We start from the raw sequence: 13,131 nt of genomic DNA on the forward strand, positions 1-13,131 counted from the left end.
ATAGAAAGAACCTCTATACGAATACGTTCAGATATGGTAAGATGATGATAGCTCATTATGAATTTTCCTTTCGTGTGGATTTGGTGTGGTAACTTTATTTTACACGAAAATTCATAGTGAGTTTTTTATTTTTCTAGGTGTCGCACTTCATTATACAATCCATCATATATTTAAAATTTATCCATAGAGTTTTTGTGCAAATTATTAATTCATAAATATTCAAACTAATTTTACTCTTAAAACAATGTATACAATGTTTTATCTAGATTTTACATTGACTTAACATAACGCTACTACTATAATGATAAATATGTTTTTAAATATATTGTTAATATGTTAACTGCATAAAATAACAATATATAATCCGTTTTTATGCAAAAAATAAATTTCAAAAAGGAGTCTTTTTAATGAAAAAGTTGCGCATTAATCTCACAGCTCAAATATTTTTAGGGCTAGTATTAGGTGCTATCTTTGGTTATTTTTTACCTGATATCGGGTCACAATTAAAACCATTAGGTGATGCGTTCATTCGCATGATTAAAATGATCGTTGTACCTCTTATTTTTAGTACTTTAATAATTGGTATTGCTGGTACTGGTGATTTCAAAAAACTTGGTCGTTTAGGTGGTAAAGCCATCATCTGGTTCGAAGTTGCTAGTAGCTTAGCTTTAGTTGTTGGTCTTGTAGTCGTAAATGTACTTCAACCTGGTGTTGGCGTTTCTCTTCCTTCCATTGGAGCTTCTGCTGGAGCTAATGCTGCTGCTACTGCAGAATCTTTCAGTATTTCTATGCACTTATTAAATATCATTCCTGCTAACATTGTTGAAGCTTGCGCTAAAAACGATATGTTACAAATCATCTTCTTTAGTTGTTTCTTCGGTGTAGCTCTTGCTCATATCGGCGAAAAAGGAAAAATTGTTGTTGAATGTTGTCGTGGTGTAGCAGAAGCAATGTTCAAAGTTACACATTACGTTATGCTTTTTGCACCAATTGGTATTTTTGCCATGATTTCTTATACTGTTGGTACTTTCGGTTTAGAAATGCTTATTCCTCTTGGAAAATTAGTATTTTCACTTTATTTTGCAATAATCGTCTTCTTAATTATCCTTGCAATTATTGCTTCTATCATCACTAAATTAAATTTCTGGCATATCTTCAAAGTTTTACGTGAACCATTATTATTAGGTTATTCCACTGCAAGTAGTGAAGCTGCTTTACCACTTGCCATGAAGTGTTTAGAAAAATTAGGTTTACCAAAACATGTCATCACATTCGTTATGCCAACAGGTTATTCCTTCAACCTTGATGGTTCCACTTTATATAGTTCTCTAGCTGTTATTTTCTTAGCTCAAATGTATGATATTGATTTTGGTCTTACTCAACAAATCATGATGTTACTTACACTTATGATTTCCACTAAAGGTATAGCCGGTGTTCCTGGCGCTTCTATCATCGTAATTGCTGGTACAGCTGCTTCTTTTGGTATTCCAACAGAAGGTATCGCTATTATCTTAGGTGTAGACCGTATCATGGATATGGCTCGTACATTCTGCAATATATTTGGTAATTGTATCGCTACAGTTGTTGTTGGTCTTTGGGAACGTGAAATTTCTCGCGGAGAAATAAAATCTTCTTACCAAAATAATTTTAAAGGTGATACTTTAGCATAATATAAATAAAAACAAAGCTCCTTAAAAGCTGTCCACTGACTTTTAAGGAGCTTTATTTATTATTTAGTTTTTAACCAAATAGCCATTTCATTTTCACCGCGATTGAACGCACAAAAATATGGTATTAGTTTCAACTTAATAATCTCTACATTTTCTTGTTTTTCCATTATATTTCTATATAAAATATTATTCCACTGTTTATCTAAAATTAATTTTTCAGCTTCTAATTCTAATTTTACAATATCCCCTAAACTATCACTATCTTTATACTCATTTATTTTCTTATTTGTATCTATAGTTATTAAATGCAAATTATCTCCATTGTCTACACCTTCTGCACAATAAATAATAGGACCTCGTTGTATAGCAACTTTGCCATAATCTTCACGAACTAAAGGATTTGCACAAATAAAATTAGCTTCTATTTGTATATCAAAAATAACTATATCTCCTTTTTCCCATGTTCTATCTATAATAGCATATCCTTTTTCTATTTTAGGTGTAAATTCTTTACCATTTACCTTAAATAAGTATCTATTTGCCCAATTAGGAATACGTAAACCTAATTTAAATGTTGCCTCACTATTTACTTTAAAAGTAATTTTTCCATCCCATGGATAATCTGTATTTTCTTCAATACTTATTACTTGATTATTAATTTTAAAATCAGATTTATTACTTACATATAAATTGCTATAAATAGCATCATCTTTTACTGTATACATATATTCGTCTAAAGAACTTAATAATCTAGCTAAATTAGGTGGACAACATGCACAACCAAACCACGCTGGACGAACAGTTTTTACATGTGATTTTCCTGGATCTTTATGACTTAATTGAGGAACAACTTCCAATGGATTTACATAAAAGAAATGTTTTCCATCAAGAGCCATACCATCTATAACTGTATTATATAGAGCTTTTTCCATTATATCTGCATATTGACTATCTACATCTAATTTCAACATATTATTTGCAAAAAAGATCAATCCTATAGAAGCACATGTTTCACAATACATTGTATCATTTGGCAAATCATAATCTGCAGTAAAGGCTTCTCCTATAACAGTAGAGCCTATACCACCTGTTATATACATACGTTTAGTAACAATATTCTTCCATAAACGTTTACAAGCTTCAAACATCTTTTCATCATTATTTAAACGAGCTAACATAGCCATACCTGTACACATATACATAACACGTACAGCATGTCCTTCAGCTGTTTCTTGTTCCAAAATTGGTTTATGATTTTGATAATATTCTGGTCTAAAACTTTCCATACCTTCAATTACAGGTTTAGTTGAAGGATCTGTCTTTTGTTGTTCTTTAAAGAAATTTGGATTTTTCCCACGTTCATATAAAAAGAAATTTGCTAAGTTTTTATATTTATCATTTTTTGTAAGCTCAAATAAACGAAGTAATGCCAATTCTATTTCTTCATGTCCATCATATCCATGAATTTTTCCATCTTCACTACCAAAAACATCATCAATATGATTTGCCAGTTTACAAGCAATATCTAATATTTTTTGATTTTTTGTAACACTATAATATCCAACTGCTGCTTCAATAAAATGTCCTGCACAATAAAGTTCATGGCTTTGATATAAGCGTTTATATCTACGTTCTGGTGCCTCTATAGTAAAATATGTGTTTAAATAGCCATCACTTTGTTGAGCTTTTGCTAATAAATCTATTATCCCATCAGCAATTTTTTGTAAATCATCATCTTGATGCTGGTGTAATGCATATGCTACTGCTTCGAGCCATTTATAAACATCACTATCTTGAAAAACCATTCCATAATGTTTTCCTTTACTTATTCCAGCTGCAATTTTAAAATTTTCAATAGCATGACTTTTCTCTGCTGGTATATGATCTGCATCTCTTTCTTTTTCAATTTTAATATCAGCTTCATCATTTAATACTGACCACTGAAAAGGTAGCATTTCTTTACGGATTAAATTTATATATTGTTGCCAAAACGGTGCTGTTATTTTTATTTTATTTTCAAACATAATAAATCTCCTCAACAATTTATTTCCATCTATTATTTTTTTATTAACTATTTCTTTTTGCTAAATCTAAAAGAATATTATTTTCATTTTGTTCATATTTGCGATAAAAAAGCATTGGAATAATTCCACATAAGAAAATTATTGCAGGAAGCCATGTAAATACAAATTGTATACCAAATAACGCTGTTGAAGATTGTACTGCATTCGGCACATAACCAAATAAATTCATAACAACTGCTGGAATAAAACCTCCTATACCAGAGCCAGCTTTGATACAAAATGCACTTCCTATAGCTGTTAAAAATCCACTAGCACGAATACCTGTCTTCCATTCTCCAAAATCAACTGTATCTGAAAGCATAGCAAATGGCATTGAACATGCTATACCTTGCCCTAAAGAAGCAATAATCCAAAAAACAATCATTAATTCTATATTAGTGCCTACAAAGAAAATACCAATATGTCCACCTGCTACTAAAATAAAACCTAAAATCATTGTTCCATATTTATTAAATCTTTTTACTAATAATGGAATAGAAATCATACCTATAACTTGAACCAACATTATTCCATTTATAAATACTGTTAAACTCTTATCTCCTAGATAATATTGACAATAATATACTACAGTGGATAAACGTATAGTTAATGCTATCCAAAAAATCAAATTAGCTATAACAACCAATATCCATGGCCAATTACCTTTTATAGCTTTTACACTATCTTTTATTGGTATACTTTTTATTTTCTCTACGTTAACTTCACGTAAATTCTTAAAAGCTACTATAAATAAAACAATAGCAATAATACCAAAAAATGCTAATGTATATGAAAATCCTTTTTGTTCATTTCCTTCACCAAAAAAAGCAACTAACGGTAACGTAAAAGTCATACAAATAAATGCTCCTATATTACCGCCAACCATACGAAATGTATTTAATATAACACGTTCACCTGGACGACGAGTTAAATTTGGTAATATTGAAGTAATTGCTGTTTGTATCCCCGTATAAAAAATTCCTGCTAATATATAAGTAACTACAGCATAAATTATTTTTGTTGTACCTGATAAAGCTGGTGTAGTAAATGTAAGCCACATAAATACAGCAAACGGTACACATAACCATAAAAAGTATGGTCTAGATTGTCCATATTTAGATTTAGTATGGTCAACAATAAAGCCCCAAATTGGAGCATCTATAGCATCTAATAAACGAGTAAATAACAAAATAGCTCCAGCTATAGCAACAGATAAACCAAAAACATCCGTATAGAAATACAATAAATAAGAACCTATTATACAATATAATAAATTTCCGCATCCATCAGTCAAGCCATAACTCAAACGACCAGATAATGGTACTTTATGATTAATTTGATTATTACTCATATCTAAAACCACCTTATTTTTTTAGTCACGTAACTTTTAACTGTTTATATTTTATATAATTATTTGAAAACTTTAAATAAATAAAATTAACATTTAATAGTATAATATTAGCATAAATAGTATAATAAAATTATCATAACTAATAAAAAATATATAGTATAATGATTAATAATCATCAGTATTATGCTTAATTTCAAGTTTTATTAGTATAATAAAATTAATATTTGAGGTGATTTTTTGTATATTATTTTTACTTGTCCACCTTTACCTCATTTAATAGTAGGAGGTAAATCATTATATCGAGTAGGTGATTTACATTTAAGAAGGATCATGCCTTCTACATTTGATTTAATATTTGTAACTGCTGGCAAGCTGTATTTAGAAGAAAATTCTCAAAAATATATTCTCAAAAAAGGAGAATTCTTGATTTTGCCACCAAATAGATTACACAAAGGATATAAATGTTGTGATGAAGCTACAAATTTCTTTTGGCTACATTTTTATACTACTGGTAAATTCAAATATATGGATAAACCTATCTATGATAAAAACCATAAACAAAAAGCAAATTATCAATTTACTAAAGAACCTTTCCATATATCACTACCTCAACATGGTTCACTAACAGCCGAACAACAATCTCAAATGGCTGAATATATGAATACTATCGTTCAAGTAAAAATTGATAAAACTAAACCAAAAAAAGATTTCTATTCTTCAACTGTTTCTCAATTAAAGAGCCAACAATTATTTTTTTCCATTCTAAGTATTCTTTGTGATATTCATGAGCCAAATACCAAAAATGTAGCAGAAAAAATTTATGAACATTTTTCTCTATTTTATACAGAAGGCTTCGATTTAAAAAAATTATCTGATGAATATGCTTTTCATCCTACACATATAATTCGTTGCGTGAAAAATAAATATGGCTTAAGCCCACTACAACTACTCTTGCACATACGCATACAAAAAGCTAAAGAATTATTAACATACACAAACTTTTCTATTAATAAAGTGGCTATATCTGTAGGATTTGATGATAATGCATATTTTACTAAACAATTTAAACGTATAGTTGGCACTACTCCTACAAATTATAGAAAACAACAACAAATAAATAAAATCTAACTATTTTTAATTAAAATAGCTATAATAAAACAAAAATGCTATAATAAAACATATTGTAAAGGAGGACATATGGCTACAAAGAAGAAATTTTACGCAGTAAAAAAAGGTTATCAAACAGGAATATTCACTACTTGGGCTGAATGTCAAAAACAAACACAAGGTTTTAAAGGAGCATTATTTAAATCTTTTCCCACAAAAGAAGAAGCTCAAAACTATTTAGAAGATAAACCATCTGTCAATATTTCTGAACAAGATGATGACCGTTATTATATTTATGTAGATGGTTCATATATAAATGGTGAATATAGCTGGGGTATGGCTATTTTTTATAAAGGTAAATTAATAGATACTTTCAACGGGAAAGGCACTTCCATAGATGCTAGTGAGTTACATAACGTAGCTGGAGAAATTCAAGGTGCTATGGAAGCTACCAAATGGGCTATTGCTCATGATGAAAAAATTGTAATCTGTCATGATTATATCGGTTTATCTGAATGGGCTTTAGGCAATTGGAAAACAAATAAAGAATTGACCAAAGCATATGCTGAATTTATGAAACCATATTTACATTTAGTAACCTTCAAAAAAGTAGCAGGTCATACAGGAGTATTAGGTAATGAACTTGCTGACAAATTAGCTAAACAAGCTTTAGGTTTATAATAAATTGCTTAATAAAATTAGAGGGGGAATAAAAATTTGACTACTACAGATAATTCATTGACTTTAGGTATAGAATCTAGCTGTGATGAAACTTCTGTTGCTATCTTACACGGTGGCAGAGAAATACTAGCTAATGTAATTTCTACTCAAATTCCAATTCATCAAAAATTCGGAGGTGTCGTTCCTGAAATCGCCTCTCGTAAACATATTGTTAATATCATGCCTGTTTTAGATGAAGCCTTACACAAAGCAAATGTTACTTTAAAAGATATTGATCGTATTGCTGTAGCGTATGGCCCAGGATTAGTAGGTGCTTTACTTGTAGGCGTATCTGCTGCCAAAACTTTGGCTTTTGCTTTAGATAAACCACTAATTGGCGTAAATCACTTAGAAGGTCATATCTTCGCCAATTTCTTATCCACACCTGAACTTCAACCACCATTTATGGCTCTCGTAGTTTCCGGTGGACATACTTCCCTAGTTCACGTAAAAGACTATAATCATTTTTCCCTAATGGGACAAACTCGCGATGATGCAGCTGGTGAAGCTTTTGATAAAGTAGCTCGTGTAATGGGATTACCTTATCCAGGTGGTCCTCAAATTGATAAATTAGCTAAAGAAGGAAATCCTGATGCTATTGATTTCCCTATGGCATTAAATGAAAAAGGTAACTATGAATTTAGTTTCAGTGGCTTAAAATCAGCTGTGCTCAATTATTTAAATAATATGAAAGCAAAACGCATCGAAATCAACAAAGCTGATGTTGCCGCCTCCTTCCAAAAATCAGTAGTTAATATCTTAGTGCATAAAGCTGTAGAAGCAGCTCGTCAAACTAACATGACAAAACTAGTACTTGCCGGTGGTGTAGCAGCAAATAGCTCCCTAGAAGGACATCTCCAAAAAGCTTGCAAAGAAAACGGCCTAGAATTTTACTACCCAAGCAAAATCTTATGCACAGACAACGCTGCCATGATAGCCTGCCGTGGCTACTACCAAGCCCAAGCAGGAGACTTTGCTGATAGCAACCTAAACGCTATCCCTTATCTAGAACTAACTGACAAAGAATAGTTATCTATTCATTTTTCTTTTATCTAAAAGAAAAACGAATCAAAAAGAAAAAATCCCGCGATATTGATTTTAATGGTAATCGCAAGATTATTGAAAACAATTATCACTGAATACGGTTTTAGTCTGAATGTTTGAGCGAAGCGAGTTTCTAAGCGTTGTATGAAGTGATAATTATTTTCAAAATTAAAATTTTATCTGCGGTGATTTCTTTGGTTCGTTTCTTTGTCATCAAAGAAATGAACTAATACTTAAAGTGGGCGATTTTTTATGTTGGAGATATTTTCTGATACTTCGTTATTATTAGCTATTGGTATAGCTTTTATTTCTACGTTAATCCAATCCTTGACGGGTTTTGGATTTGCTATTGTTTCTACACCATTGCTTTTAATGGTCTATGATGCCAAAGAAGTCGTTGTACTTTTACAATTTTTATCTGTTGTTCTTGATACTGTTTTTGTATTTTTTGTCAAAGATAATATTGATTGGCATTTTCTAAAACCATTGCTGATTGGTTCAGTAATAGGTCATCCTATTGGTATTCTCATCTATCTATTTGTGCCTACCATAGGATTAAAAATTTTCATTGCTTGTGTTATTTTATCATTCTTATTTCTCACCAAAATTTATCGAAAACAACTAGCTGAAACATCTTGTAAAACGGGTGTTGTTGGTTGTCTATCTGGTATTTTAAATACTTCTACCAGTATGAGTGGCCCACCTCTTATTATTTATTTAACATCTACTAATCGTGATAAAACTTCTTTGCGTGCCACTTGCATTGCTTATTTTACTATTATTAATTATCTAGGTATCTTTGCTTTTTACTTAGCAGGAAAAGATTTTTCATTCGCTATTGAACAAAGTATTTATATCGTTCCATTCTGTTTTATCGCTTTATGGCTAGGTAATAAATTATTTCCTTATATTTCTCAAAAAATGTTTAATCGACTCGTTTTTGTTATGTTATTATTCAGTGCTTTATATACTATTTATTCAGCTATCAATTAAAGGAGAACTATATGAATAAAGTTGCTGTTGTTACTGGTGGAGCTAGAGGTATTGGCAAAGCCATTTGTGATGAATTCAAAGCTCAAAATATTACAGTATGTACTATTGATGTTTTATCTAATGATTATTTTGTTGGCGATATTGCCGATGAAAAAATATTGACGCAATTTGCCCAAAAAGTAATTGATGAACATACAAAAATAGATTATTTAATTAATAACGCTTGTCTTATGAAAGGTGGCTTAGCTACTGCTTCTTATGAAGATTTTCTCTACGTACTAAAAGTTGGTGCTGTAGCTCCTTTTATGCTTACTAAATTATTTATGAACCATCTTCAAGATAATGCTAGCATTGTAAATATTTCTTCTAGCCGTCATTTGATGAGTCAAGCAGATACTGAAAGTTACACTGCTGCTAAAGGAGCGATTTCTTCACTAACTCATGCTATGGCAGTTACATTGCGTGGAAAAGCTCGTGTAAACAGTATTTCTCCTGGTTGGATAGATACTACAAATAGTGAATTTTCCTCAGCAGATAAACTTCAACATTTAGTAAATCGCGTTGGTGTTCCAAAAGATATTGTAAATGTTGTGATGTTTCTTTGCAGTGAAAAATCTTCATTTATCACCGGTCAAGATATCGTCGTTGATGGTGGCATGACGAAACAAATGATTTACCATGACGATTATGATTGGTATTACAATAAATAAAGGTATTCTTCCTTGATACACAGAATTATATTATATAAATATCTATAATATAAAAATATGTATATAAGTATAGGAGGAATTTTTATGGGATTATTTGATAATCTTTTAGGCAATGCCTCCAAAGCAAATCTTGATGATATCCGCCAAGATTATGCTAAATTATTAGCTAATGGTGAAAGCATTCAACAAGCTTATGAAATCTTTCGTGATTTATTTATTTTTACCGACAAACGCCTTATCCTTGTAGATAAACAAGGTATTACAGGTAAAAAAACACAATATCATTCTATACCGTATAAAAGTATCAGACATTTCAGTATTGAAACAGCTGGTCATTTCGATTTAGACGCTGAATTAAAAATATATGTCGCTGGTATGGATATGCCTATTAGTAAAAAATTTGATAAAAGTTTAGACATTTATCAACTACAAGCTATTTTAGCTGAATATGTATTACGTTAAAATAAAAAGCTGGGTTTAAAATCCTTTATAGATTTAAACTCAGCCTTTTTTATCAATAAATTCAATATAAAATTATGAGGTTACTCTATGCAAACACAAGATTATTTAGCTCAAGAACTCCAACAAAGTTTTGCTAGCGCTCTTATAGATAATAAAATTAATTCCTTGCCTGATTTACAACCACAGATAATCTATAATGATTACAACAGTGGCTCTAATCTATTAGTAGAACTACTTCAGGAACTACAAACTTGTAAACGATTTTACTTTGCCATAGCTTTTATCACTCAAAGTGGTTTAATTTGTCTTAAAGAATATTTAAAGCTACTTCAAGAAAAAAACATCACTGGCGATATTTTAACCACTGATTATCTATATTTTAATCAACCAAAAGCTCTACAAGAATTGCAACAATATCCTAATTTAAATATTCGCATCTATACTAAAGAAAATTTCCATATCAAAGGCTATATCTTTGAACAAAACGATTATTACACTTTAATTGTAGGCAGTAATAATTTGACGCAAACAGCCTTAAAATCAAATAAAGAATGGAGTCTAAAAATAAATTCTTTAGCAAATGGTGCTTTAATCAACAATACATTATCTCAATTTCAACAAATGTGGCAAGAAGCCATGCCTTTGACTGATATCTGGCTTAAACAATATGCTGATAAATATCATTCTTTACAAAAATTAAAAAGAGAATTTGCTACAGCCCAAGAAAATATCTCTACTAATGATATTGCTCCTAATAAAATGCAACAGGAAGCATTAAAAGCTTTAGCCAAATTACAACAAGATAATAAACAAAAAGCATTATTGATATCTGCCACAGGTACAGGAAAAACATATTTAAGTGCCTTTGCTGTCAAAAAAGCCAATCCTAAACGACTATTATTTTTAGCCCATCGTGAACAAATTCTTAAACAAGCTTGTAAAACTTTTACCCAGATAATACCAGATATCCAATATGGTATTTTGTCAGCTAATCATAAGGATTTTCATAAACCTTATCTATTTGCTACCATAAATATGCTAAGCAAAGAAGAAAATTTAACTCAATTCACACCAACACATTTTGACTATATCATCATTGATGAAACACATCGAGCTGGTGCTAGTAGTTATTTAAAAATCTTAAATTACTTTCAACCACAATTTTTATTAGGTATGACAGCGACACCAGAACGCACAGACGGTTTTGATATCTACCAATTATTTGACCATAATATAGCTTATGAAATTCGCTTAAACCAAGCTATGCAAGAAAATTTACTTTGCCCATTTCACTACTTTGGCATCACTGATATCACAGTTGATGATCAAGAAATCAATGATAATTCAACATTTAATGATTTAACTACAGACGCTCGCGTAACACATATCATCAATCAATCTCAATACTATGGTTTCAGTGGAGAACGTCTGCGCGGTTTAATATTCTGTAGTCAAATAGAAGAAGCCCAAATACTTTCACAAAAATTTAATGAGCGAGGATTTAATACCATTGCTCTATCAGGTAAAGATAGTCAAGAAACGCGAACTAATGCCATTCATAAATTAGAACAAAAAGAACGCTCTACAGGTCTTGATTATATATTCACTGTAGACATTATGAATGAAGGTATTGATATTCCTGCTATAAATCAAATAATTATGCTCAGACCTACAAAATCAGCCATTATCTTCGTTCAACAATTAGGTCGTGGGCTTCGTAAATATCCACAAAAAGATTATGTAGTAATTCTTGACTTTATCGGCAACTATCAAAATAACTTTATGATACCAATAGCCCTATCTGGTGATACTTCTTATAATAAAGATAATATCCGTCATTATGTAGCAGAAGGAAATCGCTTCATTTTTGGTTCTTCTACCATTCATTTTGATAAAATAGCTCGTCAAAAAATCTATCAAGCCATTGATAGTGCTAAATTAAACGATACAGCCTTATTGAAAAATGAATATCTACAATTAAAACAAAAATTAGGAAAAATTCCTTCTATCTTTGATTTTTCCCAGTTTGGTAGTATAGACATTTTAAAATTCCTTGATAAATTTAAAACATATCATAATTTCTTACAAAAATACGATAAAGATTACACAATTAGATTTAATACAATTCAAGAAGAAATTCTTTATTTTATCTCATATCGCTTTGCTAAAGGCAAAAGAATTCATGAACTATTAGCTTTAAAATTATTATTAAAAAATACATCTCATTTATTAATGGATATAAAGCAAATCCTAACTACAAAATACCATCAAGAATTAACTGAGCAAATAAAAGTTTCATTAATACGCAATTTAACTAATCTATTTACCATTAGCAATGAACAAGCTAAATTTAGTAATTGCATTTTTATCAAAGAAAATGATAATGATTACATCATCAATGATATTTTTAAATCAGCTTTACAAGATGAAAAGTTCTATTTTCAAATAAATGAAATTCTCGATTTTGCCTTAGAAAGATATCAAAAATACTATCAAAATAAATACAAAGATACTAATCTTGTCCTTTATCAAAAATACACTTATGAAGAAGTTTGTTATCTATTAAATTGGCCTCAAAAAATAAATCCTAATGCCATGGCTGGTTATTTCTATGAAAAGACAACACATACCATGCCAGTGTTTATCAATTATATAGCCCCAGATAAAAAAAGAGTGGATTATACTAATGAATTTTTAAACAATACTTTGATTACAGCCTACTCCAAAAGCAATCGAAAATTAGACTCTAGTGATGCTAAACATATATATAATGCGAATGAAGAACAAAATAAATTATATCTATTTGTACGCAAACCTAGTGAAGATAAAGAAGCTAAAGAATTTTATTTTTTAGGTGAAATCATAGCCCAAGGCAATCCAGAATTTGCACCTAAATATAATGGTTTTAAAATTCTCTATAAGTTAGATACACCTGTTAGAGCAAATATTTTCGATTATCTTACAACAGTAACCGTTTAAAATAAAAAGACATCTATAAAAAATGATAAGTT

The 13,131-nt window shown here is 30.2% G+C and carries 10 protein-coding genes; 8 read left to right on the forward strand and 2 right to left on the reverse strand.

The annotated features are described in order from the left end of the window. The first annotated feature begins 407 nt into the window (after nucleotides 1–407). A complete protein-coding gene (locus BMX03_RS08710; protein ID WP_022228028.1) occupies nucleotides 408–1,670 on the forward strand; it encodes a dicarboxylate/amino acid:cation symporter in 1,263 nt (420 codons plus the stop codon). A 59-nt stretch (nucleotides 1,671–1,729) separates the two neighbouring features. Here the strand turns inward: BMX03_RS08710 and BMX03_RS08715 are convergent, their stop codons facing one another. Further along, entirely contained in the window at nucleotides 1,730–3,694 is a 1,965-nt protein-coding gene (locus BMX03_RS08715) for a glycoside hydrolase family 127 protein (RefSeq protein WP_091694891.1), read from the reverse strand. A 43-nt stretch (nucleotides 3,695–3,737) separates the two neighbouring features. Further along, nucleotides 3,738–5,084 (reverse strand): MFS transporter, encoded by a 1,347-nt coding sequence (locus tag BMX03_RS08720; protein WP_091694894.1) that lies wholly within the window; start codon nucleotides 5,082–5,084, stop codon nucleotides 3,738–3,740. Between the two features lie 237 nt (nucleotides 5,085–5,321). On the opposite strand from BMX03_RS08720, the gene BMX03_RS08725 reads away from it, so the two are divergent. From BMX03_RS08725 to BMX03_RS08755, 7 genes are all read left to right on the forward strand, one after another. Further along, nucleotides 5,322–6,212, forward strand: a complete 891-nt coding sequence (locus BMX03_RS08725; protein ID WP_091694896.1) for an AraC family transcriptional regulator — start codon at nucleotides 5,322–5,324, stop codon at nucleotides 6,210–6,212. A gap of 69 nt (nucleotides 6,213–6,281) precedes the next feature. Further along, complete coding sequence (locus BMX03_RS08730; RefSeq protein WP_008537680.1) at nucleotides 6,282–6,872, forward strand: ribonuclease H1 domain-containing protein; 591 nt, start codon at nucleotides 6,282–6,284, stop codon at nucleotides 6,870–6,872. Between the two features lie 36 nt (nucleotides 6,873–6,908). Further along, nucleotides 6,909–7,940: a tRNA (adenosine(37)-N6)-threonylcarbamoyltransferase complex transferase subunit TsaD gene (gene tsaD, locus BMX03_RS08735; RefSeq protein WP_091694899.1), complete on the forward strand. Its 1,032-nt coding sequence runs from the start codon at nucleotides 6,909–6,911 to the stop codon at nucleotides 7,938–7,940. A gap of 267 nt (nucleotides 7,941–8,207) precedes the next feature. Next, nucleotides 8,208–8,948 carry a sulfite exporter TauE/SafE family protein gene (locus tag BMX03_RS08740; RefSeq protein WP_015563380.1) on the forward strand — a complete coding sequence of 247 codons (741 nt, stop codon included), beginning with the start codon at nucleotides 8,208–8,210 and terminating at the stop codon, nucleotides 8,946–8,948. Between the two features lie 11 nt (nucleotides 8,949–8,959). Next, nucleotides 8,960–9,658 carry an SDR family oxidoreductase gene (locus tag BMX03_RS08745; RefSeq protein WP_015563379.1) on the forward strand — a complete coding sequence of 233 codons (699 nt, stop codon included), beginning with the start codon at nucleotides 8,960–8,962 and terminating at the stop codon, nucleotides 9,656–9,658. 84 nt (nucleotides 9,659–9,742) lie between these two features. Then, nucleotides 9,743–10,120, forward strand: a complete 378-nt coding sequence (locus tag BMX03_RS08750; RefSeq protein ID WP_015563378.1) for a PH domain-containing protein — start codon at nucleotides 9,743–9,745, stop codon at nucleotides 10,118–10,120. 87 nt (nucleotides 10,121–10,207) lie between these two features. Then, entirely contained in the window at nucleotides 10,208–13,099 is a 2,892-nt protein-coding gene (locus BMX03_RS08755) for a DEAD/DEAH box helicase (protein WP_091694902.1), read from the forward strand. Nucleotides 13,100–13,131 lie beyond the last annotated feature (32 nt).

It is taken from the genome of Megamonas sp. Calf98-2, from assembly GCF_900110235.1.
GTDB lineage: Bacteria > Bacillota > Negativicutes > Selenomonadales > Selenomonadaceae > Megamonas > Megamonas funiformis.

What these genes read in the sequence shown, in the direction of transcription:
- BMX03_RS08740 (WP_015563380.1), top strand. Translation starts at nt 8,208, where the DNA reads ATGTTGGAGATATTTTCTGATACTTCGTTATTATTAGCTATTGGTATA.
- BMX03_RS08710 (WP_022228028.1), top strand. Translation starts at nt 408, where the DNA reads ATGAAAAAGTTGCGCATTAATCTCACAGCTCAAATATTTTTAGGGCTA.
- BMX03_RS08730 (WP_008537680.1), top strand. Translation starts at nt 6,282, where the DNA reads ATGGCTACAAAGAAGAAATTTTACGCAGTAAAAAAAGGTTATCAAACA.
- BMX03_RS08715 (WP_091694891.1), bottom strand. Translation starts at nt 3,694, where the DNA reads ATGTTTGAAAATAAAATAAAAATAACAGCACCGTTTTGGCAACAATAT.
- BMX03_RS08745 (WP_015563379.1), top strand. Translation starts at nt 8,960, where the DNA reads ATGAATAAAGTTGCTGTTGTTACTGGTGGAGCTAGAGGTATTGGCAAA.
- BMX03_RS08755 (WP_091694902.1), top strand. Translation starts at nt 10,208, where the DNA reads ATGCAAACACAAGATTATTTAGCTCAAGAACTCCAACAAAGTTTTGCT.
- BMX03_RS08720 (WP_091694894.1), bottom strand. Translation starts at nt 5,084, where the DNA reads ATGAGTAATAATCAAATTAATCATAAAGTACCATTATCTGGTCGTTTG.
- BMX03_RS08750 (WP_015563378.1), top strand. Translation starts at nt 9,743, where the DNA reads ATGGGATTATTTGATAATCTTTTAGGCAATGCCTCCAAAGCAAATCTT.